At 72.7% G+C, this 25,368-nt stretch carries 22 protein-coding genes and 1 pseudogene; 17 read left to right on the top strand and 6 right to left on the bottom strand.

All coding sequences use genetic code 11. The features are described from left to right. Positions 1-3: 3 nt before the first annotated feature. Entirely contained in the window at positions 4-1,176 is a 1,173-nt protein-coding gene (locus tag ACWGIF_RS06030; RefSeq protein ID WP_453491649.1) for an 8-amino-7-oxononanoate synthase, read from the bottom strand. Between the two features lie 156 nt (positions 1,177-1,332). Between ACWGIF_RS06030 and bioB the strand changes: the two genes are divergently transcribed. From bioB to mug, 10 genes and pseudogenes are all read left to right on the top strand, one after another. Next, positions 1,333-2,589, top strand: coding sequence for a biotin synthase BioB (gene bioB / locus ACWGIF_RS06025; RefSeq protein ID WP_453491646.1), 1,257 nt, complete (start codon positions 1,333-1,335; stop codon positions 2,587-2,589). After that, a complete protein-coding gene (locus tag ACWGIF_RS06020; RefSeq protein ID WP_453491643.1) occupies positions 2,582-3,907 on the top strand; it encodes an adenosylmethionine--8-amino-7-oxononanoate transaminase in 1,326 nt (441 codons plus the stop codon). The genes bioB and ACWGIF_RS06020 overlap by 8 nt, the downstream gene beginning before the upstream one ends. A gap of 1 nt (position 3,908) precedes the next feature. Then, a complete protein-coding gene (gene bioD / locus ACWGIF_RS06015; protein ID WP_453491640.1) occupies positions 3,909-4,649 on the top strand; it encodes a dethiobiotin synthase in 741 nt (246 codons plus the stop codon). Positions 4,650-4,660: 11 nt separating this feature from the next. Next, positions 4,661-5,100, top strand: a pseudogene (locus ACWGIF_RS06010) (ankyrin repeat domain-containing protein). 281 nt (positions 5,101-5,381) lie between these two features. Continuing rightward, the gene (locus ACWGIF_RS06005; protein WP_453491637.1) at positions 5,382-6,056 is read left to right on the top strand and encodes a class I SAM-dependent methyltransferase; all 675 of its coding nucleotides are present in this window, start codon (positions 5,382-5,384) and stop codon (positions 6,054-6,056) included. A gap of 364 nt (positions 6,057-6,420) precedes the next feature. After that, positions 6,421-7,755: a hemolysin family protein gene (locus tag ACWGIF_RS06000; RefSeq protein WP_453491634.1), complete on the top strand. Its 1,335-nt coding sequence runs from the start codon at positions 6,421-6,423 to the stop codon at positions 7,753-7,755. Beyond that, positions 7,752-8,777, top strand: a complete 1,026-nt coding sequence (locus ACWGIF_RS05995; protein ID WP_453491631.1) for a hemolysin family protein — start codon at positions 7,752-7,754, stop codon at positions 8,775-8,777. The genes ACWGIF_RS06000 and ACWGIF_RS05995 overlap by 4 nt, the downstream gene beginning before the upstream one ends. Before the next feature lie 70 nt (positions 8,778-8,847). Then, on the top strand, positions 8,848-9,630 hold the full coding sequence (locus tag ACWGIF_RS05990) for an SGNH/GDSL hydrolase family protein (RefSeq protein ID WP_453491628.1): 783 nt from the start codon (positions 8,848-8,850) through the stop codon (positions 9,628-9,630). Between the two features lie 71 nt (positions 9,631-9,701). Then, the gene (purB, locus tag ACWGIF_RS05985) at positions 9,702-11,135 is read left to right on the top strand and encodes an adenylosuccinate lyase (protein ID WP_453491625.1); all 1,434 of its coding nucleotides are present in this window, start codon (positions 9,702-9,704) and stop codon (positions 11,133-11,135) included. Beyond that, positions 11,132-11,737, top strand: coding sequence for a G/U mismatch-specific DNA glycosylase (gene mug, locus ACWGIF_RS05980; protein ID WP_453491773.1), 606 nt, complete (start codon positions 11,132-11,134; stop codon positions 11,735-11,737). The genes purB and mug overlap by 4 nt, the downstream gene beginning before the upstream one ends. 26 nt (positions 11,738-11,763) lie before the next feature. Here the strand turns inward: mug and ACWGIF_RS05975 are convergent, their stop codons facing one another. The 4 genes from ACWGIF_RS05975 to ACWGIF_RS05960 form a co-directional block, all read right to left on the bottom strand. After that, positions 11,764-12,318, bottom strand: coding sequence for a hypothetical protein (locus ACWGIF_RS05975; protein WP_453491622.1), 555 nt, complete (start codon positions 12,316-12,318; stop codon positions 11,764-11,766). Positions 12,319-12,571: 253 nt separating this feature from the next. After that, the gene (locus ACWGIF_RS05970) at positions 12,572-13,012 is read right to left on the bottom strand and encodes a hypothetical protein (protein WP_453491619.1); all 441 of its coding nucleotides are present in this window, start codon (positions 13,010-13,012) and stop codon (positions 12,572-12,574) included. A gap of 40 nt (positions 13,013-13,052) precedes the next feature. Further along, entirely contained in the window at positions 13,053-13,802 is a 750-nt protein-coding gene (locus tag ACWGIF_RS05965) for an ABC transporter permease subunit (protein WP_453491616.1), read from the bottom strand. A 25-nt stretch (positions 13,803-13,827) separates the two neighbouring features. After that, complete coding sequence (locus ACWGIF_RS05960; protein WP_453491613.1) at positions 13,828-14,739, bottom strand: ABC transporter ATP-binding protein; 912 nt, start codon at positions 14,737-14,739, stop codon at positions 13,828-13,830. Between the two features lie 108 nt (positions 14,740-14,847). Here ACWGIF_RS05960 and ACWGIF_RS05955 point away from each other — a divergent pair, with 108 nt between their 5' ends. The 3 genes from ACWGIF_RS05955 to ACWGIF_RS05945 all read left to right on the top strand — a co-directional run bounded on the left by ACWGIF_RS05955 (position 14,848) and on the right by ACWGIF_RS05945 (position 17,980). Continuing rightward, positions 14,848-16,023 carry a sensor histidine kinase gene (locus ACWGIF_RS05955; RefSeq protein ID WP_453491610.1) on the top strand — a complete coding sequence of 392 codons (1,176 nt, stop codon included), beginning with the start codon at positions 14,848-14,850 and terminating at the stop codon, positions 16,021-16,023. 4 nt (positions 16,024-16,027) lie between these two features. After that, positions 16,028-16,678, top strand: a complete 651-nt coding sequence (locus ACWGIF_RS05950; protein ID WP_453491608.1) for a response regulator — start codon at positions 16,028-16,030, stop codon at positions 16,676-16,678. A gap of 144 nt (positions 16,679-16,822) precedes the next feature. Next, positions 16,823-17,980: an ROK family transcriptional regulator gene (locus ACWGIF_RS05945; RefSeq protein ID WP_453491605.1), complete on the top strand. Its 1,158-nt coding sequence runs from the start codon at positions 16,823-16,825 to the stop codon at positions 17,978-17,980. 154 nt (positions 17,981-18,134) lie between these two features. Here ACWGIF_RS05945 and ACWGIF_RS05940 read toward each other — a convergent pair whose 3' ends face one another. Next, on the bottom strand, positions 18,135-18,905 hold the full coding sequence (locus ACWGIF_RS05940) for a GntR family transcriptional regulator (RefSeq protein ID WP_453491602.1): 771 nt from the start codon (positions 18,903-18,905) through the stop codon (positions 18,135-18,137). 287 nt (positions 18,906-19,192) lie between these two features. Here ACWGIF_RS05940 and ACWGIF_RS05935 point away from each other — a divergent pair, with 287 nt between their 5' ends. The 4 genes from ACWGIF_RS05935 (at position 19,193) to ACWGIF_RS05920 (ending at position 25,334) form a co-directional block, all read left to right on the top strand. Continuing rightward, the gene (locus ACWGIF_RS05935; RefSeq protein WP_453491599.1) at positions 19,193-20,044 is read left to right on the top strand and encodes an alpha/beta fold hydrolase; all 852 of its coding nucleotides are present in this window, start codon (positions 19,193-19,195) and stop codon (positions 20,042-20,044) included. Between the two features lie 219 nt (positions 20,045-20,263). Next, positions 20,264-21,823 carry an alkaline phosphatase D family protein gene (locus tag ACWGIF_RS05930; RefSeq protein WP_453491770.1) on the top strand — a complete coding sequence of 520 codons (1,560 nt, stop codon included), beginning with the start codon at positions 20,264-20,266 and terminating at the stop codon, positions 21,821-21,823. Between the two features lie 116 nt (positions 21,824-21,939). Continuing rightward, positions 21,940-23,397, top strand: a complete 1,458-nt coding sequence (locus ACWGIF_RS05925) for a GNAT family N-acetyltransferase (RefSeq protein WP_453491596.1) — start codon at positions 21,940-21,942, stop codon at positions 23,395-23,397. Positions 23,398-23,630: 233 nt separating this feature from the next. Further along, a complete protein-coding gene (locus ACWGIF_RS05920) occupies positions 23,631-25,334 on the top strand; it encodes a DUF885 domain-containing protein (protein ID WP_453491593.1) in 1,704 nt (567 codons plus the stop codon). The last annotated feature ends 34 nt before the right edge of the window (positions 25,335-25,368 follow it).

The raw sequence follows: 25,368 nt of genomic DNA, 5'->3' as shown, positions 1-25,368 counted from the left end.
CGCCTACCGGTCCGTGGCTCCCGCGGGCGCGGTGGCAAGGATCGTCCCGACCGCCCGATCGATCTCCTCCCCCGTGAGATCGGCCCGGGCGGTCAGCCGCAGCCGGGAGATGCCGTCCGGCACCGACGGCGGACGGAAGCACCCCACGGACAGACCTGCCTCGCGGCAGTCGGCGGCCCAGCGCAGTGCCGCCGAAGCCGACGGGGCCCGCACCGACACCACGGCCGCGTCCGGCCGGGCCGCGGTCAGGCCGGACGCGGTGAGCCGCCCGTACAGCTGGGCGGCCACCTCGCGGGCGCGGTCCGCGCGCTCCGGTTCCCGCCGGAGCAGGCGCAGGCTCGCCAGCGCCGCGCCCGCGGCGGCCGGGGCCAGCCCTGTGTCGAAGATGAAGGTGCGCGCCGTGTTGACCAGGTGTCTGATCACCTTGGCCGGGCCGAGCACGGCTCCGCCCTGACTTCCCAGGGACTTCGAGAGGGTCAGCGTGGCGACCACGTACGGCGCGCCCGCCAGCCCGGCCGCGGCCGTCGCCCCGCGGCCGCCCTCGCCCAGGACGCCCAGCCCGTGGGCGTCGTCCACGAGCAGGACCGCGCCTTCGTCCCGGCAGACCGCGGCGTAGCCGGCGAGGGGGGCGGCATCCCCGTCCACCGAGAACACCGAGTCGCTGACCAGCAGCGCCCGGCCCTCGTGCGCGGCCAGCGCCTTGCGCGCGGCCTCCGGGTCGGAGTGCGGGACCACGGCGGTCTCGGCGCGCGAGAGCCGGCAGCCGTCGACGATCGAGGCGTGGTTCCCCGCGTCGGAGACGACCAGCGTGCCCCAGTCGCCGAGCGCCGTGACGGCGGCGAGGTTGGCCGCGTACCCGGAGGACAGGACGAGCGCGGCCTCGAAACCGCAGAAGGCGGCGAGCTCTCGTTCGAGCTCGGCGTGCAGCTCGGTCGTGCCCGTGACGAGACGGGAACCGGTGGCTCCGGCGCCCCAGCACTCGGCCGCCTCCCGTGCCCCGCGGATGGTCTCGGGGTGCCGGGACAGACCGAGGTAGTCGTTGCTCGCCAGGTCCAGCAGCGGCGACACCGGCGGGCGCGGGCGCAGCGTACGGACCAGTCCCGCCTGCTCCCGTGCGCGCTCCGCGGCATCGATCCAGGCGAAGACATCCACGGGGGCGGGGGTGTGCTGGGGCATGGGCGTGTCCTCGTGTTTTGTCGGCAGTCCACAGACCTGCCCGACCCTAGCCGCCGTGACTTGTGCGCCAGGTGTGGTGATACACACACACCCATCCGGCCATGTTGTGCGATCTCTCCTTGGCCGGGAGTGGTCGTGTGGGACAGGATCGGGTCCATGGACCTGCTGAACACCCTGGTGGACAAGGGGCTGCGGCGCGAGCTGCCGACCCGCGAAGAGGCGCTCGCCGTACTGGCGACTTCTGACGACGAACTGCTCGACGTGGTGGCCGCGGCCGGCAAGGTGCGCCGCCAGTGGTTCGGGCGTCGCGTCAAGCTGAACTACCTGGTCAACCTGAAGTCGGGGCTGTGCCCCGAGGACTGCTCGTACTGCTCCCAGCGCCTGGGGTCGAAGGCCGAGATCCTCAAGTACACCTGGCTGAAGCCGGAGGAGGCCTCCCAGGCCGCCGCCGCCGGTGTCGCGGGCGGCGCGAAGCGGGTCTGCCTGGTCGCGAGCGGCCGCGGGCCGACGGACCGGGACGTGGACCGGGTCGGCAAGACGATCGCGGCGATCAAGGAGCAGAACGAGGGCATCGAGGTCTGCGCGTGCCTCGGCCTGCTCTCCGACGGCCAGGCGGAGCGGCTGCGGGACGCGGGCGCGGACGCCTACAACCACAACCTCAACACCTCCGAGGCGACGTACGGGCAGATCACCAAGACCCACACCTACGCGGACCGCGTCGACACGGTGGAGAAGGCGCACGCCGCCGGCCTGTCCGCGTGTTCCGGTCTGATCGCCGGCATGGGCGAGAGCGACGAGGACCTCGTCGACGTCGTCTTCTCCCTGCGCGAGCTGGACGCGGACTCGGTCCCGGTCAACTTCCTGATCCCCTTCGAGGGCACCCCGCTGGCCAAGGAGTGGAACCTCACCCCGCAGCGCTGCCTGCGGATCCTGGCGATGGCACGCTTCGTCTGCCCCGACGTCGAGGTCCGGCTCGCGGGCGGGCGCGAGGTGCACCTGCGCTCGCTGCAGCCGCTGGCCCTGCACGTGGTCAACTCGATCTTCCTGGGCGACTACCTCACCAGTGAGGGCCAGGCCGGACAGGCGGACCTCGACATGATCGCGGACGCCGGATTCGAGGTGGAGGGCGCCGGCACGACGACCCTTCCCGCGCACCGCTCCGACGTGGCGGCCGCAGCTCCCTCCGGAGGCTGCGGTTCGAACGGCGGCGCTTCCCTCTGCGGTTCGGGCCCCTCCGCCGCCGACGACGCCCCGGCCGCCGCAGGCTGCGGCTCGGCGTGCGGCGGCTGCTCCGGGCACGGGCACGCGGAAGCAGCGACCGTCGCGGCCCAGGCCGTGCCCGGCGAGGTCCGGTCGGACCTGGTGGCGGTACGCCGTCGCGGCGCGGGAACGGACATCGCGCCCAATGCCTGACCGGCGACCGCCCCTGTCGTCCGGCGCCGAACTGCTCGCGCTGGACCGGCAGCACGTCTGGCACCCGTACGGTCCGATGCCCGGGCGGCAGGAGCCGCTGGTCATCTCCTCCGCCTCGGGGGTGCGGCTGCGGCTCGCCGACCCGTCCCAGGGCGAGGGCGGCCACGAGGAGCTGGTCGACGGCATGTCCTCCTGGTGGTCGGCGATCCACGGGTACAACCACCCGGTGCTCAACGAGGCCGCGACCGCCCAGTTGGGCCTGATGTCGCACGTGATGTTCGGCGGGCTCACCCATGAGCCCGCCGTCCGGCTCGCCGCGAAACTCGTCGAGATCACCCCGCCGGGGCTGGAACACGTCTTCCTCTGCGACTCGGGCTCGGTGTCCGTCGAGGTCGCCGTCAAGATGTGCCTGCAGTACTGGCGTTCGGTGGGACGGACCGGCAAGACCCGGCTGCTGACCTGGCGCGGCGGCTACCACGGGGACACCTGGCAGCCGATGGCCGTCTGCGACCCCGAGGGCGGCATGCACGAGCTGTGGCAGGGTCACCTGCCGCGGCAGGTCTTCGCGGACGCGCCGCCCGGTGGTTTCGACGCGCCCGTGGACCCGGCGTACGCCGACCACCTGCGGTCTCTGATCGCCGCGCACGCGGACGAGCTGGCCGCCGTCATCGTGGAGCCGGTGGTACAGGGTGCGGGCGGCATGCGCTTCCACAACCCGGCTTATCTCCGGGTCCTGCGCGACCTGTGCGACGAGTACGGCGTCCTTCTCATCCTGGACGAGATCGCCACGGGCTTCGGCCGTACGGGTGCGCTCTTCGCGGCCGGCCACGCGGGGATCACCCCGGACGTGATGTGCCTGGGCAAGTCGCTGACCGGCGGTTACCTCACGCTGGCGGCGACGCTGTGCACGGAGCGGGTGGCGGACGGGATCTCCCGGGGCGAGGTCCCGGTGCTCGCCCACGGGCCGACCTTCATGGGCAACCCACTGGCCACGGCCGTGGCGCTGGCCTCCGTCGAGCTGCTGCTCGGCCAGGACTGGGCGGCCGAGGTCAAACGGATCGAGGCGGGGCTGCGCGAAGGCCTGGCGGCCGCGGCCGCGATCCCGGGCGTGCGGGACGTACGCGTGCTCGGCGCGATCGGCGTGGTCCAGCTGGACCACGACGTCGACGTGGTGGCCGCCACCCGTGCGGCGGTGCGCGAGGGCGTGTGGCTGCGCCCGTTCCGCGACCTGATCTATGTGATGCCGCCGTTCGTCACCGGCGATGCAGACGTGACCCGTATCTGCCGTGCGGTGTGTGCGGCGGCGCAGGAAGGCTGACATGTCCGTGTTGATGGTGTCCGGGACGGGCACGGAGATCGGCAAGACGGTCGTCACGTCGGCGATCGCGGCCGCCGCGGTGACGGCCGGCCGCTCGGTGGCGGTACTCAAGCCCGCCCAGACGGGTGTCGGCCCGCAGGAGCGGGGGGACGCCGCGGAAGCGGTCCGCCTGGCCGGATCCTCCGTCACGGCGGTGGAACTGGCCCGCTATCCGGAGCCCTTGGCCCCGGACACGGCGGCCCGCCGCGCGGGGCTGCCCACGCTCGCCCCGGCGGACATCGCGGAGGCCGCCCGGCGGTTGTCCGAGGACCACGACCTGGTACTGGTGGAGGGCGCGGGCGGCCTGCTCGTCCGCTTCGACGAGGCGGGCCACACCCTGGCCGACGCGGCCCGCCTCCTGAACGCCCCGACCCTGGTCGTCGCCCCGGCGGGCCTCGGCACCCTCAACTCCACCACCCTCACGGCGGAGGCCCTGCGGGCACGGGACCTGACGTCGCTGGGCGTGGTGATCGGCAGCTGGCCGGGGACCCCGGACCTGGCGGCCCGCTGCAACCTGGCGGACCTCACGAAGTCCTCGGGCCTCCCCCTCGTGGGCGCGGTCCCCGAAGGCTCCGGCGCCCTCCCCCCGGACCTGTTCCGCACCGCCGCCCCCTCCTGGCTGGCCCCGTCCCTGTCGGGCACCTGGTCGGTGGACTCCTTCCAAGCCACCTGGGCCCCACCGGCCTTCGCCCTGCAGAGCTGAGCTCGGCCACCGTGAACCGAAGACGGCGGAAGAAGCTGTCGAGGCAACGGGTCGACGCCGCGGTGTTCGGACGTACCGCCCGTGTCAGGGCGCTGCTGCGCGCCGGCGCCCACCCCGATGGGGCCGACTCCGAAGGCACCACTCCTCTGTACGCGGCATCCGTCCAGGGGTCCCTGGGCGCCGTCCGCTGCCTCCTGGCGGCCGGCGCCTCCCCAGACAGGGAAAGCGGACACGGCGCTGAGGGCACGCCGCTGTGCGCGGCGGCCGACTGGGGCACATCGAAACGGTGCGCGCGCTCCTCGCCCACGGCGCGGACCCGAATCTGCCCGAGGATCGGGGCACGGGCCTCACCCCCCTCGCCTGGGCGTTGAGAGGCCCCCACCCGGAGACGGCCGAAGCCCTCCTGACCGCAGGAGCCCTCCCCCACCTCTGCTGCCCCGCCGGCGCTTGAGACGCGGGGCCCGGCCCGGAGCCCCCGACCTCCCTTCGGTGCCGCCCCGTCCGGGCTGCAGGCCTGTCCGGCCCCCGCACCCGCTCAGCCTCGCCGCACCCGCTCAACCCCATCGCACCCACCCGCCCTCCGCGGCCCCGCCGGCGCTTGAGGCGCGGGGCCCGGTGCGAAGCCCCGGTATTGCACCCCCGCCGCGGGCCGCGCGGCCCTGCCACAGGGATGACACGCCAGGCACAGGGCACGCTGAGGTACGGGAACGTCCGCCCCCCGGGAGGTCCGTCATGCCACTGCGCCGCCGCCCCACCGCCCCGCCCCGCGACGCCGTCCACCACCCCGTCTTCGCCCGCTTCTACGCCCGCGCAGGCACCGCCGCCGAGACCCGCGCCGGCATCGCCCCCCTCCGCCGCGAGCTGCTGCACGGCATCTCCGGCCGCGTCATCGAGATCGGCGCCGGCAACGGCCTGAACTTCCCGCACTACCCCCGCGCCGTCTCCGAAGTGGTCGCCGTCGAACCGGAGCGCACCCTCCGCCGCCTCGCGGCCTCCGCAGCCCTCCGCTGCGACGTCCCCGTCGACGTCGTACCCGGCGCCGCCGAGGCCCTGCCCGTCAAGAGCGAGGCCTTCGACGCGGCCGTCGCCTCGCTGGTGCTGTGCACCGTACGGGACCTGCCCCGCTCCCTCGCCGAACTGCACCGCGTGCTCCGGCCCGACGCCGAGCTGCGCTTCTTCGAACACGGCCGCGCGCCAGGCCCCCGTATGGCCGCCGTCCAGCGCACCCTGGACCGGACCGTCTGGCCGCACCTCTTCGGCGGCTGTCACACCGCCCGCGACCCGCTCGCCGCCATCGAGGCCGCCGGTTTCCGGATCGTCTCGCAGCGCCGCCTGCGGATTCCGGAGCGCGGCCCGGCCCTCCCCACTTCCTACTGCGTCATCGGGTCGGCCCGCCGCGTGGCGTGACCCGGCGCATCCCCTGCTGCTGGGGCCGTCACCCACCGCATCCCACACCTGATGCGCCCGTTGGTTGCGGTCCAGCACCCCCGCGTCCCCGCGTCCCCGCGCCGCCCGCCGAGCGCCGAGCGCCGAGCGCCGAGCGCCACGCAACCGCCCTCGGCGGCGGCCGGCGGCGTGGCACCCATCCCCTTACGCCAAAGGAATGATCCGCTCTCTTTGCCCGTCCTTTACCCTGGGTGCACAGTGCCCTCTCGAGTGAAAGGTGTGAGCCTCCGCCCATGGGCGAGCCCCCCGGTCGACGACATACCCGTGCGCGACATCGCGCGGTCACCCTCCTCCTGGCCGATCATGGGACGGAGGTGATCGACCGATGACCGAAGTGCTCCTCCTCGTCGTGGCACTGCTGCTCTGCGTTGCCTGCGGGGCCTTCGTCGCGGCCGAGTTCTCACTGACGACCGTCGAGCGCAGCGAACTCGAGCGAGCCGTCGAGCGGGGCGAGCGCGGCGCCGACAGCGCCCTGGCCGCCGTCCGCACCCTGACGTTCCAGCTCTCCGGCGCCCAGCTCGGCATCACCGTGACCGGCCTGGTCATCGGCATGATCTCCAAGCCGTCGATCGCCGCCCTGCTCCAGGGACCGTTCCAGGCCATGGGTCTGTCCGCCGAGACCGCCTCCTCCGCCGCCCTGGTGCTCGGCACCGCGGTGTCGACCGTCGTCCTGATGGTCGTCGGCGAGCTGGTGCCCAAGAACTGGGCCATCTCCTCCCCGCTGCCGATCGCCAAGCGGGTGGCGACCATGCAGCGGGTCTTCAGCCGGGCCTTCAAGCCCCTGATCAGCCACCTCAACACCACCGCGAACCACCTGGTGCGCCGCTTCGGCATGGAGCCGACCGAGGAGCTGGCCTCGGCGCGCACCCCGCAGGAGCTGGTCGCCCTGGCGCGGCACTCCGCGAAGGCCGGCGCCCTGGAGAAGGACACCGCCGAGCTGTTCGTGCGGACCCTGAACCTGGCCGACCTGACCGCGGAGAACGTCATGACCCCGCGTGTCCAGGTCACCGCCCTCGACGTGCAGACCACCGCCGAGGACGTGGCGAACGCGACGCTGGCCACCGGCCTGTCCCGTTTCCCCGTCTACCGGGGGAGCCTCGACACCATCGTCGGCACCGTCCACATCAAGGACGTGCTGGCGCTGCCCGCCGAGGAGCGCCGCCGCCGGCCCGTGTCGCAGCTGCTGCGCGAGCCGCTCCTCGTACCGGAGTCGCTGACCGTGGACCGGCTGCTGGACCGGCTGTCCGGTAAGCAGACGATGGCCGTGATCATCGACGAGTACGGCGGCACGGCCGGTGTGGCCACGCTGGAGGACATCGTCGAGGAGGTCGTCGGCGAGGTCCGCGACGAGCACGACCCACACGAGACCCCGGACCTGGCCCCGGCCGGTACGGACGCCTCTGGACGGCTGCTCTACTCCGCCGACGGCGCGGCGCGCACCGACCAGCTGCGGCGGATCGGCCTGCGGGTGCCGGACGGGCCGTACGAGACCCTGGCCGGCCTGATAGCGACCGAGCTGGGCCGCATCCCGTCCGTGGGCGACAGCATGGAGCTGGACGGCTGGAGGCTGGACGTGATGGACGCCGTCGGGCGACGGGCCGCGCGGGTGCTGCTGCACGCCCCGGCCGAGCCCGCCGACGGAACGGAGAGGGCCCGATGACCGCGATCCAGCTGCTGATCGGCCTGTTGACCCTGATCGTCAACGCCTTCTTCGTCGGCGCGGAGTTCGCGCTGATCTCGGTCCGGCGCAGCCAGATCGAGCCGTACGCCGAGCAGGGCGACCGGCGGGCCCGCGCCGTCCTGTGGGGGCTTGAGCACGTGTCGGCGCTGATGGCGGCGGCCCAGCTGGGCATCACGCTGTGCACCCTGGTGCTGGGCATCGTGGCCGAGCCGGCCATCGCCCATCTGCTGACCCCGCTGCTCGACCTGGTCGGGGTACCGCACGGGGTGACGCACGCGATCTCCTTCGTGGTGGCGCTGGCGCTGGCGACCTACCTGCACATGCTCTTCGGCGAAATGCTGCCGAAGAACGTGGCGCTGTCCGAGCCGGTGAGCACCGCGCTGCTGCTGGGGCCTCCGCTGGTGACCCTCACGCGGGCCCTCCGCCCGGTGATCTTCGCGATCAACGCGTTCGCCAACGCCCTGCTGCGCCTGCTGCGTGTGGAGGTGAAGGACGAGGTCTCGGCGACCTTCTCGGACGACGAGCTGGCGCGCATGGTCAAGGACTCCAGTGACGCGGGGCTGCTCGACGACCGGGCGAGCGAGCGCCTGCACGACGCCCTGGAACTCGGCCGACGGCCCGTGACCGATGTGGTGCTGCCGGCAGACCGGGTGGTCCCCGCCCGCGAGGGCATCACCCCGGCCGGGCTGGAGCGGCTGTCGGCGGAGTCCGGGTACTCACGCTTCCCGATGGTCGACGCGCAGCACAGGATCCTCGGCTACCTGCACGTGAAGGACGCCCTGGACGCGGCCGGGGAGGCCCGTGACGAGCCGTTCCCGCCGACGTCGCTGCGGCCGATCGCGCAGGTGCGGGCGGAGACCCCGCTGGACGACGTGCTGACCGCCATGCGGCGCAGCCGTACGCACCTGGCGGCGGTCCTCGGCAAGGACGGCGCCATGACGGGGCTGGTGACGATGGAGGACGTACTGCGGGAGCTGTTCGGCCGGCCGACCTCCGCGTGATCCGTCCGACGTGGGGTCCCCGGCCCCGGTCCTGCGGCGCCGGGGTACCGCGCGGTAACATCACTCCGCCATGGAGATGAATGCCTCTTACACCAGTTTCGTCGCGGTCGGCGACTCCTTCACCGAGGGCATGTCCGACCTGCTCCCCGACGGCTCCTACCGCGGCTGGGCCGATCTGCTCGCCGCCCGCCTCGCGGCGCGCGAGCCGGGCTTCCGCTACGCGAACCTCGCGGTCCGCGGGAAGCTGATCCGGCAGATCGCCGAGGACCAGGCGCCTGTGGCGGCGGCGATGGGCGCCGACGTGGTGACCCTGGTGGGCGGGCTGAACGACACCCTGCGCCCCAAGGTGGACATGGGCCGGGTCCGGGACCATCTGGAGTCGGCGGTGGAACTCCTCGCACCCTCCTGCAAGCGCCTCGTCCTGATGCGCTCCCCCGGACGCAACGGGCCGGTCATGGAACGCTTCCGGCCTCGCATGGAGGAGCTCTTCCTCACCATCGGGGAGCTCGCCGCCCGGCACGGCGCTGTGGTGGTGGACCTGTACGGCGCCCCCGCCCTCGCGGACCCGCGGATGTGGGACGTGGACCGGCTCCACCTGACGGCCGAGGGCCACCGCCGGGTGGCGGAGGCCGTCTGGCAGGCCCTCGGGCTGCCCGCCGAGCAGGACTGGCGCACGGCACTGCCCGACGCCGCGCCCCCCGGCTGGACCGTGCGCCGCGCCCAGGACCTGAGCTTCGCCCGGCAGCACCTGATCCCCTGGATCGGCCGCCGCCTGACGGGCCGCTCCTCCGGAGACGGCCGCCCGGCCAAGCGCCCGGAGCTGCTGCCCTACGGGGACGCGCCGGTCTCGTAGCAAGCCACAATCCCGAGTGGTGGCCCTACCTGCGTAAACACACAGCGGCGGCCCAAGTAGAATCCCTCTACGTGACTGCCAAGCCCCGCATCCCCAATGTCCTGGCCGGCCGCTACGCCTCTGCGGAGCTCGCCGTCCTGTGGTCCCCCGAGTACAAGGTGACGCTGGAGCGGCGGCTGTGGCTCGCCGTGCTGCGCGCCCAGAAGGACCTCGGTATCGAGGTCCCGGACGCGGCCCTCGCCGACTACGAGCGCGTCCTGGAGACCGTCGACCTCGCCTCCATCGCCGAGCGCGAGAAGGTCACCCGGCACGACGTGAAGGCCCGCATCGAGGAGTTCAACGCCCTCGCCGGTCACGAGCACGTCCACAAGGGCATGACCTCCCGTGACCTCACCGAGAACGTCGAGCAGCTGCAGATCCGGCTTTCGCTGGAGCTGGCCCGGGACCGCACGGTCGCCGTCCTCGCCCGCCTCGGCAAGCTGGCCGGCGAGCACGCCGAGCTGGTCATGGCCGGCCGCTCCCACAACGTCGCCGCGCAGGCGACCACCCTGGGCAAGCGGTTCGCGACGGCAGCCGACGAACTGCTGGTGGCCTTCGACCGCCTGGAGGACCTGCTCGGCCGCTACCCGCTGCGCGGGATCAAGGGCCCGGTCGGCACCGCTCAGGACATGCTCGACCTGCTCGGCGGCGACGCCGCCAAGCTCGCCGACCTGGAGCAGCGGATCGCCGCGCACCTCGGCTTCGCCCAGGCCTTCACCTCGGTCGGCCAGGTCTATCCGCGCTCGCTCGACTACGACGTGGTCACCGCGCTGGTGCAGCTGGCCGCCGCCCCCTCGTCGATCGCGAAGACGATCCGCCTGATGGCCGGCCACGAGCTGGTCACCGAGGGCTTCAAGCCCGGCCAGGTCGGCTCCTCCGCGATGCCGCACAAGATGAACACCCGCTCCTGCGAGCGCGTGAACGGCCTGATGGTCATCCTGCGCGGCTACGCCTCGATGACCGGTGAGCTGGCCGGGGACCAGTGGAACGAGGGCGACGTCTCCTGCTCCGTGGTCCGTCGCGTGGCCCTGCCGGACGCGTTCTTCGCCTTCGACGGCCTGCTGGAGACCTTCCTGACGGTCCTCGACGAGTTCGGCGCCTTCCCGGCCGTCGTCGCCCGCGAGCTGGACCGCTACCTTCCCTTCCTCGCCACCACCAAGGTCCTGATGGGCGCGGTGCGGGCCGGAGTCGGCCGCGAGGCCGCCCACGAGGTCATCAAGGAGCACGCGGTGGCCGCCGCCCTGGCCATGCGCGAGCAGGGCGCCGAGCGCAACGAACTGCTGGACAAGCTGGCCGCCGACGAGCGGATGCCGCTGGACCGGGCCCGGCTCGACGCCCTGATGGCCGACAAGCTGTCCTTCACCGGCGCCGCGGGTGACCAGGTCGCGGCGGTGGTCTCGCGCATCGAGGCGATCGCCAAGCAGCACCCGGAGGCCGCCGGGTACGCGCCGGGGTCGATCCTCTGACCCCCGACGAGCTGAACGCCGCCCGCGACCGCGTCCTCCCGGACGTGGTCGCGGGCGGTCTGCGTGTGCTCTTCTGCGGCATCAATCCCGGTCTCCTCTCCGCGGCGACCGGCCACCACTTCGCCCGCCCCGGCAACCGGTTCTGGCCCGTCCTGCATCTGTCGGGCTTCACCCCGCGCCGACTGGCCCCCGCGGAGCAGGAGGAGCTGCTGACGTACCGTCTCGGCATCACCAACGTCGTGCCCCGCGCCACGGCCCGCGCCGACGAGCTGAGCGCCGAGGAGTTCCGCGAGGGCGGCCGCCTCCTGACGGCCAAGGTGGAACTTCTGCGCCCCCAGTGGCTGGCGGTGGTCGGAGTCACGGCGTACCGCACCGCCTTCGGTGAACGCAGAGCCCAGATCGGCCCCCAGGAGCGCACCATCGGCTCCACCCGCATCTGGGCCCTCCCCAACCCCAGCGGCCTCAACGCCCACTGGACCGCCGAATCCATGGCCCAGGAATACGCCCGCCTCCGCACGGCCGCCGAGTCCCCCGAGCCCGGGGCCCCTGGAGACGGAATCCCGCACAGCTGGGGAAGCGGGCCAAGGCGGCCGGGGCTTTGATCCGCACGGGGCGGCCGGGGCGCTTCTCAGGTCCGGGGGACGACCCAGGCGTCCTGTCGGCAAGCATGTCGTGCGTTGTGGGTGATCCGCCGGAGCGGCGACAGCGCGCACCCGGCCATCACGTACCCCGCGACGATCGACAGGAATCCGAGGGCCACCACGGCGAGCAGGGTGGACGGCATCAGCGAGTCCTGGGGCTGCTGCCGCTGGCCGGTTACGCAGGAGCTCGGCCCGCGCTCGGCCGACCGCGGCTCGAGACCGGGCCCCGGCTCCGCACAGCCGGCGGGCGTCAGCCCAGCCGAGGCTTCCGGCCTCAGTTCGACGACCGGCTCGTTGCCCCTGCTCACGGCCTGCACCGCGAGCAAGGAGACAACGGCGAGCAGCGCCGTCCCGGCCAGCATGAACACCCCGCCGTAGAGGCAGGTGAGCCGCAACCGCGTCACGGAACGCCGCCGCGGCGAAGGCCGCTCGTGGAGGAGCAACCCGACGGCCGCCCCCGCACCACGGCCGGATTGCGCGGCCGCCGACGTGACGCGCTTCGCGCGCTCACCGTCGTCGCCGCCTGGGACGCGGATCGGCACCAACACTTCCTCCCTCGAGACGACAGCCCCCCACTCTCCCCCGACCACCCCTAAGCGGCGCGTCAACACAGATCACCGACCCCGTGCAGGGGGCCGCCGCCGGCCTCGTGTGCGGCTGGATTCTCGAGCCTCCGGCCTCCGGCCTCCTGCTCGGCTTCGTGCCGACCGTGCTGCCCCTCCTCGCGCGGCCCCAGACCCCCAGGTGCGCCCAGAATCTGATCCGAGAGCGCTCGGCGTGATCCGAAGGACGGGCTCAGGGCGGGTCGATGACCGTGACCCCTGCCATCAGCAGGTAGGGGTCCCCCTCGTCGTTCCACTGCGCCACATAGGCCACCAGCCAGTGGTCGCCGGCCCGCCACAGGTGCACGTGGTCGGTGCTGCCGCTCAGCTCGTCCCACGGTGCTGGTATGTCCTCCCCGGCGATTCCGCGGACCCGCAGCGTTCCCAGGCTGAAGATCTGCGGGTCCCCCCACCGGTCGGTCACGGCCTGGGTGAACGCCCCGTACTCGGCGCTGATCTGGTCGGCCGCATCGATGCGGCCCGAACCGTCGTCATCCCAGAAGTCCCGCGTCCGGGCCAGCCGGACCAGATGAAAACCCGGACCGCTGCTGCTGCCGACGGTCCGGACCGGCTCGGACGGGAATTCCTTCGTCCGGAGCCGGTCGATCGTGTCGAGGTGCTCTGCCGTGGTCATACCGTCAGTATCCCGAGGAGCACTGACAACTGGCCTGCCGTCATGCGTCCCGGCGGCGCACCGTCAGCCAGCCGCCGAACACTGCGGCCCCCGCCCACAGCGCCATCACTCCCAGGCCGGTCCACGGACCGAGACCGCCCTGCGTCTGCGCGTGCAGCACCACCTGCCCGGCGCGGTCCGGAAGGTACTGGGCCACTCCTCCGGCAGCCTCGCCGACGATGAAGGAGACCATCAGGACGAAGGGTATGAGCAGACTGAGCACGGCCGTTCCGCTCCGCAGCACGGCGCACAGTCCAGCCGCGAACAGGGCCATCAGCGTGAGGTAGAGCCCGCTGCCGACGATGGCCCGGTAAGTGCCCGGGTCACCGAGCTCAAGGGCGAACGGGCCCATGAACGCCTGTCCCGCGAAGAAGGTGACCAGGCCGGTGATCTGCCCCATCAGCAGGGCGAGTCCGCCCACCGTCGCGATCTTCGACAGGTAGAACCGGGTGCGGTTCGGCACCGCGGCCAGCGAGGTCCGCAGAGCGCCGTTGTGGAATTCGGAGGACAGCGCACCGGCACCGAAGACCATGGCGGCGATCTGACCGAAGTTGAGTCCGTAGTAGGCCGCGAAGAGCGGATCGTCACCCATGCTGCCGGCCTCGGCCTGGCCTATCGCCGCAGCCGTCAGCGCCTGGATGCCCGCGGTGGCGACAAGGATGGCTATGAGCGCCCCGAAGGTGCCCCGCAGGGAACGGATCTTGATCCACTCCGAATGCAGGACGGGGACGGTGGGCAGAGCGGCGTGCATGGCGGCCTCCTGTAGGTCGAAGAAGTCAGTGGGTTGCGGTGAACTGCGCGTGTTCGGCGGTGAGATCGAGGTAGGCCTTTTCCAGGGAGGCGCGTTCGTCGGAGAGTTCCAGCAGGGGGACGCCCTCATGGGCGGCCAGGCCGCCGAGCCGCTCGGCCCGTATGCCCTCGACGGTCCACCGCCCGTCGTCGGCGCTCACCAACTCGAAGCCTTCCCGGGCCAGGGCGGCCCTCAGCCGGACGGGGTCGGAGGTGCGCAGGCTCACCCTCCGGGCGCTGCGGGCGTCGATGAACTCCTCCATCGACGTGTCGGCCAGCAGCCTGCCGTTGCCGAGCACGACGAGGTGGTCGGCGAGCGCCGAGGTCTCCGTCATCAGGTGGCTGGAGACCAGCACCGTGCGGCCCTCGGCGGCGAGTCCGCGCATCAGCTCGCGGATCCAGATGATGCCCTCGGGGTCGAGGCCGTTGGTCGGCTCGTCCAGCAGGAGCACGCCGGGATCGCCCAGCAGTGCGGCGGCTATGCCGAGACGCTGGCGCATGCCGAGCGAGAAGGACTTGATGCGCCGCCTGGCCACGGAGGCTATGCCGGCCTGCTCCAGGACCTCGTCGACCCGGCGCACCGGAATGCGGCCCGAGGCGGCGAGGAGGCAGAGGTGGTCCCGGGCGGTGCGCCCGCCGTGAGCCGACTGGGCGTCCAGCAGGGCGCCGACCCGGTGCAGTGGGTCCCGGAGGTCCAGATAGCGCACGCCGCCGATGGTGGCCGTGCCGGAGGTGGGCCGGTCCAGGCCGAGCAGGAGGCGCATGGTGGTGGATTTCCCGGCGCCGTTGGGGCCCAGGAATCCGGTGACCCGCCCGGGTAGGACATCGAAGGTGAGGCCGTCCACCGCACGGTGGGTGCCGTACTGCTTGGTGAGTTCTCGGATCTCGATGCTGTTCATGGCTCAAGACTCGCCGCCGGCCCCACCCCTCTCCCTCCCCCATGCGAGGGTGCCGTCTCCCCCACGTGGGGGAGACGGCCCCGAGCCGCCTGATGCCACGATGAGTGCATGTACCGACTGCTCCGCGCCCCGCTCCAACCAGTGACCTATTCACGCTGGTTGCACCTCTGTGTGCCCATCCTGCTGCTGGCGCTCTGGATGTTCATAGAGCCCGAGGCGATGTGGGTTCCGCTGCTCATCGTCATACCGGTGGGCCTGGTGCCCTGGGTGCGGCTGGCCGAGGGGCTGCAGGCGCGGTTCCTGCTCACCCCGCACGACTGGGACCGCGCGGAGAGCACCATCAGCGCGGTCCCCTCCGCAGGATGGAGCGACCGGTGGCGGACCCTGCTGTGGCTCGAGGTGCGGCTCGTCTTCACCGGGGCCGCCTGGGTCCCGACCGTGTGGCTCCCGACCATGACGGTCGAACTGGTCGCGATCGCGCTCGGGCATCCGCTGGAAGGCGATCCCATGCTGCCCTTCGTGCCCCCGCGATGGGCCGCCACGCTGCTCGTGCCGGTGCCACCGATCCTGCTCATCGCCATAGTGATCGTGCTCGGGCAGCTGATCACCGCGATCGCCCAGCGGTTGCTGGGGCCTTCGGCGGCCGAGCGGCTCACCGCGCTGGAGGCGCGGACCGAACAGCTGCTGGAGCGGACCCGGATCGCGCGGGAGTTGCACGATTCCATCGGGCACGCGCTGACGGTGGCGGTGGTGCAGGCCGGGGCCGCCCGGGCCGCCGGCGATCCGGAGTTCACCGACCGGGCGCTGTGCGCGATCGAGGAGACGGGGCGGGCCGCGCTGGAGGATCTGGAACGGGTACTGGGCGTGCTGCGGGAGTCCAAACAGCCGCCGTCGCAGCGGCCGACGCTGGTGGAGGCGGACCGGCTCCTGGAGTCCGCCCGCGCCTCCGGCTCCGCCGTGGACGCACAACTGACCGGCGCTCTGGAGACGTTGCCGGGTGCGGTGACCCGGGAGGGGTACCGGATCCTGCAGGAGGCGCTGACCAATGTGCTGCGCCACTGCGGCCCCGTACCGGTCCGGGTGCGGGTGGAGATGACCGCGGGCCGGCTGGATCTGGAGGTGACGAACCCGCTGCCGGAGCGTCCTGGCGTCACACTCGGGGGCGGCAGCGGGCTGCGCGGGATACGGGAGCGGGCCGCGCTGCTCGGCGGGGACGCGGAGACCGGACCGTACGAGGGCGGCTGGAGAGTGCACGCACGGCTTCCGCTGGAGCGAATACGCTGACCGGATGCCCGTTACCGTACTGCTCGTCGACGATGAACCCCTGGTGCGCGCGGGGTTGCGCGCCGTCCTGGATGCCCAGCCCGACATCGAAGTGGTGGGCGAGGCAGCCGACGGTGCCTCCGTGATCCCGCTCGTAAGGCAGTTGCGGCCGGACGTGGTGGCGATGGACGTGCGGATGCCGCTCCTCGACGGGATCGAGGCGACCCGCGCGGTCCTGCGGACCGTGGACTCCCCGCCGAAGATCCTCGTCGTGACCACCTTCGAGAACGACGAGTACGTCTACCAGGCGCTGCGGGCCGGGGCGGACGGGTTCCTGCTGAAGCGGGCCCGGCCCTCGGAGATCGTGCACGCGGTACGGCTCGTGGCGGAGGGCGACACGTTGCTCTTCCCGGCGGCCGTGCGGGCCCTGGCCGCGGAGTACGGGAACCGGCAGGCCCGGACGGTCCTGGAACAGGCCGCCCTGACCGAGCGGGAGGAGGCGGTCCTGCGGCTCATGGCGCGGGGGCTCACCAACGTGGAGATCGCGGCCGAGCTGATCATCGGCACCGAGACGGTCAAGTCCCACGTCAGTGCGATCCTCGCCAAGCTGGGGGCGCGGGACCGCACCCAGGCGGTGATCATGGCGTACGAGTCGGGCTTCGTCTCCCCGGCCTGAGGGGTGTCGGGGCGGATCCAAGCCCGTTCGCCGGAGGCCCCTCAGGGAAGGGGTGATTGCGGACGTTGGGGGGCTGCTTCTCGCCGCGGCACCGGGCGGGCAGTACGATCCGGCTGACAGGCTCGCTAGCTGGGAGGACACACGTTGGGGCAGCTGACCGGCGGGGACCCCTCCCTGCTCCGGCGGATCAACTCCGCCGTGGTGCTCCGGGCCCTGCGCTCGGCCGGATCGCCGACCCTCACCGATCTCACGCGGCTGACCGGGCTCTCCCGGCCGACCGTCGAAGGGGTCGTGGAGGGGCTGATGGCGACCGGGCTCGTGGTCGAGGCCGATGCCGAGGAAGGCGCTCGGCGCCAGGGTCGTCCGGCCAGGCGGTTCCGATTCCGGGCCGAAGCCGGACATCTGCTCGGCATCGAGATCGGTTCGCACCGGATCGCGGTGCTGCTGTCCGGACTGGACGGCCGCGTCATCGGCGCCGGCACCAAGGAGGTCGCGGAGGCCGCGCCCGCCGACGAGCGGCTGGAGCGGGTGAGGGCGGCCGTCGCCGACCTGCTGCGCCGCGCCGGCGTGCCTCGGGACTCCCTGCGGGCGGTCGGGGTCGCCAGCCCCGGGATCGTGGAGGCGGACGGCACGGTCCGCCTCGGCACCGCACTGCCCGGCTGGACCGGGCTGCCGCTCGGGGAACGGCTGCAGCGCTCGTTCCGCTGCCCGGTGCAGGTGGAGAACGACGCCAATGCGGCGGCGGTCGCCGAGCACTGGAAGGGTGCCGCGCGGGACACCGGCGACATGGTGTTCGTGATGGCGGGGCTCAGTCCCGGCGCCGGTTCGCTGATCGGCGGCCGGCTGCACCGGGGCTTCGGCGGGGCGGCCGGTGAGATCGGCGCCCTGCACCTGCTGGGGCGGGAGGTCACGCCCGAGCGGCTGCTGTCGACCACCGGTGAGCCTCTGCACCCGCTGGACGAGGCTGCCGTCGCCGAGGTCTTCGCGATGGCCAAACGGGGCGACGAGCGGGCGGTGGCCGCCGTGGAACGGTTCCTGCAACGGCTGGTGCACGACGTGGCGGCGCTGGTCCTGGCGATGGACCCGGAGCTCGTGGTCGTCGGCGGCTGGGCGGCCGGCCTGGACGGGGTCCTGGAACCCCTCCGCCGGGAGTTGGAGCGCTATTGCCTGCGCCCGCCGCGGGTGACCCTGTCCCTGCTCGGCGAGGCCGCGGTGGCCACCGGCGCCCTGCGGCTGGCGCTCGACCACGTGGAGGAGGAACTGTTCGCGGTGGAGAAGACGGTCACGGCCCGCCCCCGCTGATCCCGCCGCTGCGCGTCCCCGCACGCGGCCGTACGGGACGAGCGGGCCCGGCGGGATCCGAAAGACACCTTGGACGCGAGACGGCCCGGGCTCAGCGGCTGCTGGGCCCGGGCCGTACCCGAACGTTCGGAGGGAGGAGCCCCCTCGGGCGGTGTCAGGAGGCGACGCGGGGTTCGTGGGTGATCTCGACATTGCCCGAGTCGCCGAAGGTAAGGCGGCAGGTGTCGGCGCGGTAGGTGGCCACCGAGACCGCGGCGGTGCCGGCGGCGGTGAAGTAGCGCGTGGTGACCACGAGTACCGGGGCGCCGGGCAGGCGGTCCAGCTCCTTGGCGTCGTCGGCGCGGGCGGAGCCGAGTTCCACCGAGCGGTCCTGGCCGTCGAGGACCAGCCGCTGCAGTTCGCGCAGGACGGCGCGGGCACGCGCGGGGCCGGACGGGGCCTCGATGGCGGGGAGTCCGGGCACCGAGGCGACCGGGACGTAGAGCAGTTCGGCGGCGACGGCCTGGCCGTGCGTGGACCGGGTCCGGCGCACCGTGTGGACCGGCTGGTCGGCGGCGAACGCCCCACCGGTACCGAGGAGCTTCAGGACGGCGACGGGCGGCAGGCTCTCGGCCGCGTCCAGCGGCTCCCAGCCGTCGGCGCCCTCGCCGGGCCAGCTGTGCTGCGCGCTGCCGACGGCGACACCGACGCGCGGCGGGGCGACGGTGGTGCCGACGCCGCGGCGACGCTGCAGGCGGCCTTCGAGTTCCAGCTGCTCCAGCGCCTGGCGCAGGGTCGCGCGGGCGACACCGAAACGGGCGGCGAGTTCACGCTCGTTGGGCAGCACCTCGCCCACGGCGAAGTCCTGGTCGAGCGCCTCGCTGAGGACGGTCTTCAGGTGCCAGTACTTCGGCTCCGGCGCCGTTTCGAGCTGCGTGGTCCCCACCCTGACTCCTCCTGCCATCGCTGCACTCGCCGTGTGTTCCAGCGGCAGTTACGCGCCCTTGTTTATTAAAGGTTCCTGCACTATCCCTGCGACGATAGGACGGCGCACCCCCTTGGTCAAGACCAATGCTCGTCCCTTTGCCGGGCAGATCGGGCATACGTATCAAGCCGTTCACGGGATGTTCTCGTGGCCTCCGAAGGCTTGTAGTCAAGGGCTACCGGACGGTAATCATGGCGGTAGGACTACTGACAACCTGTCTCGCACGCGTCCAACCGACGAGGAGCAGCATGACCGCCACGGTCTCCTTCACGATCGATTCGCCGCTCGGCCCCCGCACCGCCACCGTCGCCTACGAGCGCAAGGGCGCCGGCGAACCGCTGCTCCTGCTCCACGGCATAGGCCACCACCTCCAGGCCTGGCACCCGGTGACCGACATCCTGGCCGCCGAGCACGACGTGATCGCCATCGATCTGCCCGGCTTCGGCACCTCGGCGCCACTGCCCGACGGAGTCCCGTACGACCTGGCCACCGTCGCACCGGCACTCGGAGCACTCTGCGCGGCCCTCGGCGTCGAGCGCCCACACGTCGCAGGCAACTCCCTCGGCGGTCTGCTCGCTCTCGAAATGGGCCGGACCAACCTCGTCCGCTCCGTCACCGCCCTCTCCCCCGCCGGGTTCTGGACCGAGGCGGAGCGCCGCTACGCCTTCGCCGCCCTCCTCACGATGCGCGCCGGCGCCAGGGCGCTGCCGGTCCCCGCAGTGCAGCGGCTCTCGCGCAACGCCGCCGGCCGCGCCGCACTGACGGGCACCATCTACGCCCGCCCGTCCCGCCGTTCTCCCGAGGCCGTCGTCGCCGAGACCCTCGCGCTGCGCCACGCCACCGGCTTCGAGAACACCTTGGCCGCGGGTGGTTCCGTACGCTTCACCGACGACGTACCCGGCCTCCCCGTCACCATCGCATGGGGGACCCGCGACCGGCTGTTGCTGCGCCGCCAGGGCATCCGCGCCAAGCACACCGTCCCCGGCGCCCGGCTGGTCCGGCTCCCGGGCTGCGGCCACGTCCCGATGAGCGACGACCCGGCACTCGTCTCCCGGGTGGTCCTGGACACGGCCCGCAGCGCGACCCGGCAGGCCGCCTGACCTGACGGGTACCGAGACGAACTGGCACCGACGGAGGCGGGCACGGACGGAGGCGGGCACCGACACGCTTGCGCGCGGATCGACACGCGCGCCCGAACGGATGAGCGGCTGGCGGCTGTTCATCCGCGGTTCGCGTGGGCGACGCGGTCGGGCCGGTGTGCGACGGCACGCTGGTCCGGACCTTGCTCGCCGCCCCCTGGAGACGCACCGATGGCATCGATGCCGCACACCCGACGGTCCCTCATCGGCGGTTCCCTCGCCCTGTCCTCCGCGCTGCTCGCCGCTCCGGCCCTCACCGCCCCCGCCTTCGCCCGCTCCGGCCGGCCGAACGCCGCCTGGGGCGTCCAGTCCGGCGAGATCACCGCGCACGCTGCCACCGTCTGGACCCGTTCCGACCGCGTGGCGCGCATGTACGTGGAGACCTCCCCAAGCGAGGCGTTCCGCTACGCCGTACGCCGCCACCGCGGCCCGCTCCTCGGCCCGTCGAGCGATTTCACCGGAACGACCGTCCTGCGCGATCTCCCGCCCGGACAGCAGATCCACTACCGCGTCGTCCTGGCCGATCCCGAAGACCCCCGCCGCACCGGCGCGCCGGTCCACGGCACCCTCCGCACCAGCCCCGTCTCCCGCCGCCACGACGTGCGCTTCCTGTGGTCCGGGGACCTGGCGGGCCAGGGCTGGGGCATCAACCCCGGCCTCGGCGGCTACCGCGTCTTCGAGGAGATGCGGCTGCGCAACCCCGACTTCTTCCTCTTCAGCGGGGACACGATCTACGCCGACGGGCCGATCGAATCCTCCGTGCCCCTGCGCGACGGCAGCCTCTGGCGCAACGTCACCACCGAGGAGAAGGCGAAGGTCGCCGAGACCCTCGCCGAGTTCCGGGGAAACTTCCGCTACAACCTGCTCGATCGCAACCTGCTCGGTTTCAACGCCCAGGTCCCCCTCCTGGCCCAGTGGGACGACCACGAGGTGCGCAACAACTGGTACCCGGGTCAGCTGATCGACGACGCCCGCTACACCGTCAAGGAGGCCGACGTCCTCGCGGCACGCGCCCGCCGGGCCTTCGGCGAGTACTTCCCCGTCACCGACCTGCGCGGCGGGCGCACCGAGGGCCGGATGTACCGCGTCATGCGGTACGGCCCGCTGCTCGACGTCTTCGTGCTCGACATGCGCACCTACCGGAGTGCCAACTCCCCGGGCACCCAGGCCGAGGACCCCATCGGCATCCTCGGCCCCGAGCAGCTGGCCTGGATCAAGCGCGAGCTCTCCCGCTCCCGCGCCACCTGGAAGATCATCGCTGCGGACATGCCGCTGGGTATCGTCGTCCCCGACGGGAACGTCAACTTCGAGGCCGTGGCTCAGGGCGACCCCGGCGCCCCGCTGGGCCGCGAGCTCCAGATCGCCGAACTCCTGCGACACATCAAGCACCGGCGCATCACCGGCACCGTCTGGCTCACCGCCGACGTGCACTACACCGCCGCGAACCACTACGCGCCCGAGCGGGCGGCCTTCGCCGACTTCGCACCTTTCTGGGAGTTCGTGTCCGGCCCGATCGGCGCCGGCGGCTTCCCGGCCGGGCGGCTCGACGCCACCTTCGGCCCGGAGACGGCGTACGTCCAGTCGGCTCCCTTCGCCAACATGTCGCCGTCGGAGCACCCTCCGTACTACGGCGAGATCGACATCGACGGCGGCAGCGGGGAACTCACCGTCCGGCTGCGCCGCCAGGGGGGCGGCGTCCTGTTCACCAAGACCCTCCAGCCAGGGCGCGTGGGCCAGTAGGAGCGAATCGCGCCGCAGTATGGGGACAACAGGGTGAAACCGGCCAGATGGATACTTAACCAGTCGGTCACAGACCGTTCGTGATCACGCAACACCCCTGCGCCACAGTGGTGTGCATGACTGACCGTAACCCCACCTCCGCCCAGCGTCCCCACCGCCACCACTGGCGCCGCGACGTCGTCGAACTCGCCGCCCTGTTCTGCGCCGTCGCGGTCGCCGACGCCATCGCCAATCTCGTCGTGCACGGACCGAGGGGCCCGGTCCTGCTGGTCGCCTCGGCCGTCGCACTCCTCGTCACCGCGGCCTTCCACACCTGGTGGGCACGGCGCCACAGCCATGCGCCGCCCCCGGACAGCACAGCGCCCGGTGATACGACGCCGGCGCCTCTCCCGCAGACCGCGACCGGCGCGACCGAGAACACCACCGAGACGACCACCGCGACCACCACCCTGTGGCGGATGCGCACGACCGTACGGGACGAACCCGGCTCCCTGGCCGCCCTCTGCACCGCCCTCGCACGCAGCGGCGTCGACATCCTGACCCTCCAGACCCACCCCCTCCCCGAGGGCGGCACCGTCGACGAGTTCCTGCTGCGCGCCCCGCAGCAGCTGCCCTCCGCCGACCTCATCCGGGCCATCACCCGGTCCGGCGGCCACAGCACCTGGATCGAGCGCGCCGACGCCCACGACCTGGTCGACACCCCCACCCGGGTCCTCGGCCTTGCCACCCGCACCGCTCTGGACGCCGCCGAACTCCCCCTCGCACTGCGCCAGCTGCTCGGCCGCTGCACGATCCACTCGATCCCGGCGACCACCCTCTCCGGCCGCCCCAACGCCGGCGCGGACGCCCCGGTCGAGGGCGTCCTGGAGGCCACGGTCATGCGGCTGCGCGATCCCTCCGGCGGTGCGATCACCGTGGAGCGGCCCTACCTGCCCTTCACCCCCACCGAGTTCGCCCGGGCCCGCGCCCTCGTGGAACTCGACGCCCGGCTCGGCCCGCGCGTCCCACGCAGCCAGGACGTGCTGACCCTGCCCGAGGGCAACGAGATCACCGTGCGCCGCGCCGACAACTCCGACCAGGCGGCGGCCCGCGCCATGCACGACCGCTGCTCCGAGCGCACCCTGTCCCTGCGCTACCACGGGCCCGTCTCCGACGCCGACCGCTACCTCGGCCACCTGCTGAGCCCCCGCTTCGGCCGCACCCTCGCCGCCACCACCGCCTCCGGGAAGCTCGTCGCCCTCGGCCACCTCCTGTGGGACGGCGACGAGACCGAGATCGCGCTGCTCATCGAGGACGACTGGCAGCGCCGCGGCATCGGCTCCGAGCTGCTGCGCCGGCTCGTCGCGATGGCCGTCGAGGCCGGGTGCGACAGCGTGTACGCCGTCACGCGGGCCGCCAACACAGGCATGGTCGCGGCCATGCGCGGCCTCGGCCTCCCCCTCGACTACCAGATCGAGGAGGGCACCCTGGTGATCACGGCCCGGCTCGACGCGACCCCGGTCACCTCGCGGCTGCCCTACGGACTTCCCCGCGAGCTCCCGCACGAGCAGCAGGCTCCCCGTCTCGGGCACTGAGCACCCGGACCGGTGACCGGGCCTGTTCCCTCAGCGGGAACCGGTCCGGGCCGGTTCCGGCCAAACTCCCGGCGCCCGGCTGCACGGACCTCTCACGCGGCAAGCTAAGTCCCTTGCACACATGGTGAGTTGGACCTGACCGAAGGCGAGGGCGCATGCGGCCCCGGTCCTCGTCAGGAGACCGGTGCCGATCGGTGATGACGGAAGCCCGTCCCACCGACGAAGATGGCCGCATGTCAGAGATCCTCCACAACGGCAGCGCCTCCCGGCTGCCCCGCCAGGTGGCCGACGCGTACGTCGACGACCTCATCGCCCTCGACCCGATCACGGGCACCTACCTCGGCGTCGCGGCAAGCTCCGGCGCACTTCCGGACTTCTCCCCCGCCGGCCGGGCGGCCCTCGCCCGGCTCTCCCGCGAGACCCTCGCACGCCTCGACGCCGCCGAGTCGCTGCCCGGCGCCGACAGCGACGCCGAGCGCCGCTGCGCCCGTCTGCTGCGCGAGCGCCTCACCGCCGAGCTCGCGGTCCACGAGGCCGGCGAGGACCTGTGCGCGGTCAGCAACATCCACAGCCCCGCGCACTCCGTCCGCGACGTCTTCAGCCTGACCCCGGCCGACACCGACGAGGACTGGGCGGCGATCGCCGAGCGGCTGCGCGCCGTACCGGCCGCCTTCGAGGGCTACCGCGAGAGCCTGCGGCTCGGCCTGGAGCGGGGCCTGTACGGCGGCCCGCGCGCCACCACCACCATGATCGGCCAGCTCACCACCTGGGCCGGCCAGGACGACGCCGCCCTCGCCTTCTTCGAGGACTTCGCCGCGGCCGGCCCGGACGCCCTGCGCTCCGAGCTGGACGCGGCGGCCGCGGGCGCGACCGCCGCCGTGGTAGCACTGCGCGACTGGATGCGTGACGTGTACGCCCCGGCCGTCGAGGGCGGGCCGGACACCGTGGGCCGCGAGCGGTACGCCCGCTGGTCCCGGTACTTCAACGGCACGGACCTGGACCTGGACGAGGCGTACGCCTACGGCTGGTCGGAGTACCACCGGCTGCTCGCCGAGATGAAGACCGAGGCGGGCAAGATCCTCCCGGGCGCCGGTCCGTGGGAGGCGCTGGCGCACCTGGACGAGCACGGCACCCACATCGAGGGGGTGGACGAGGTCCAGGCCTGGCTGCAGGGACTGATGGACGAGGCCATCGAGAACCTCGACGGCACCCACTTCGAACTCGCCGAGCGGGTCCGCAGGGTGGAGTCCCGGATCGCCCCGCCGGGCGGCCCCGCGGCTCCGTACTACACCTCCCCGTCGGAGGACTTCTCCCGCCCGGGGCGCACCTGGCTGCCCACCATGGGCGAGACCCGCTTCCCCGTGTACGACCTGGTGTCCACCTGGTACCACGAGGGCGTACCGGGCCACCACCTGCAGCTCGCGCAGTGGACGCACGTGGCGGACCGGCTCTCGCGCTACCAGGCCACCGTCGGCACGGTCAGCGCCAACTGCGAGGGCTGGGCTCTGTACGCGGAGCGACTGATGGACGAGCTGGGCTACCTCAAGGACGCCGAGCAGCGGCTGGGTTACCTGGACTGCCAGATGATGCGCGCGGCGCGGGTCATCGTGGACATCGGCATGCACCTGGGTCTGGAGATCCCCGCGGACTCGCCGTTCCACCCGGGAGAGACCTGGACCGTGGACCTGGCGCAGGAGTTCTTCGGCCTGCACAGCGGCCGCCCGGCGGACTTCGTCGAGAGCGAGGTGACCCGATACCTGTCGATGCCGGGGCAGGCGATCGGATACAAGCTGGGCGAGCGCGCCTGGCTGCTGGGGCGTGACAACGCACGGGCCGCGCACGGCGATTCCTTCGACCTGAAGGCCTGGCACATGGCGGCGCTGTCACAGGGTTCGCTGGGGCTGGACGACCTGGTGGACGAGCTGTCGAAGCTCTGACGGCACGGCTGCCACACCGCGATCGACGGCCGGG

Source organism: Streptomyces sp. NPDC054849, from assembly GCF_053610945.1.
Note: the sequence above shows the minus strand (reverse complement) of the source record. Positions and strands in the feature narration are given on the sequence as shown.

Coding starts and splice junctions, on each gene's coding strand:
- ACWGIF_RS05930 (WP_453491770.1), top strand. CDS start 20,264: ATGCCGCACACCCGACGGTCCCTCATCGGCGGTTCCCTCGCCCTGTCC.
- ACWGIF_RS05990 (WP_453491628.1), top strand. CDS start 8,848: ATGGAGATGAATGCCTCTTACACCAGTTTCGTCGCGGTCGGCGACTCC.
- ACWGIF_RS05955 (WP_453491610.1), top strand. CDS start 14,848: ATGTACCGACTGCTCCGCGCCCCGCTCCAACCAGTGACCTATTCACGC.
- bioB (WP_453491646.1), top strand. CDS start 1,333: ATGGACCTGCTGAACACCCTGGTGGACAAGGGGCTGCGGCGCGAGCTG.
- ACWGIF_RS06020 (WP_453491643.1), top strand. CDS start 2,582: ATGCCTGACCGGCGACCGCCCCTGTCGTCCGGCGCCGAACTGCTCGCG.
- ACWGIF_RS05960 (WP_453491613.1), bottom strand. CDS start 14,739: ATGAACAGCATCGAGATCCGAGAACTCACCAAGCAGTACGGCACCCAC.
- ACWGIF_RS05995 (WP_453491631.1), top strand. CDS start 7,752: ATGACCGCGATCCAGCTGCTGATCGGCCTGTTGACCCTGATCGTCAAC.
- ACWGIF_RS05925 (WP_453491596.1), top strand. CDS start 21,940: ATGACTGACCGTAACCCCACCTCCGCCCAGCGTCCCCACCGCCACCAC.
- ACWGIF_RS06030 (WP_453491649.1), bottom strand. CDS start 1,176: ATGCCCCAGCACACCCCCGCCCCCGTGGATGTCTTCGCCTGGATCGAT.
- ACWGIF_RS05970 (WP_453491619.1), bottom strand. CDS start 13,012: ATGACCACGGCAGAGCACCTCGACACGATCGACCGGCTCCGGACGAAG.
- bioD (WP_453491640.1), top strand. CDS start 3,909: ATGTCCGTGTTGATGGTGTCCGGGACGGGCACGGAGATCGGCAAGACG.
- ACWGIF_RS05965 (WP_453491616.1), bottom strand. CDS start 13,802: ATGCACGCCGCTCTGCCCACCGTCCCCGTCCTGCATTCGGAGTGGATC.
- ACWGIF_RS05920 (WP_453491593.1), top strand. CDS start 23,631: ATGTCAGAGATCCTCCACAACGGCAGCGCCTCCCGGCTGCCCCGCCAG.
- ACWGIF_RS06005 (WP_453491637.1), top strand. CDS start 5,382: ATGCCACTGCGCCGCCGCCCCACCGCCCCGCCCCGCGACGCCGTCCAC.
- ACWGIF_RS05935 (WP_453491599.1), top strand. CDS start 19,193: ATGACCGCCACGGTCTCCTTCACGATCGATTCGCCGCTCGGCCCCCGC.
- ACWGIF_RS05950 (WP_453491608.1), top strand. CDS start 16,028: ATGCCCGTTACCGTACTGCTCGTCGACGATGAACCCCTGGTGCGCGCG.
- ACWGIF_RS06000 (WP_453491634.1), top strand. CDS start 6,421: ATGACCGAAGTGCTCCTCCTCGTCGTGGCACTGCTGCTCTGCGTTGCC.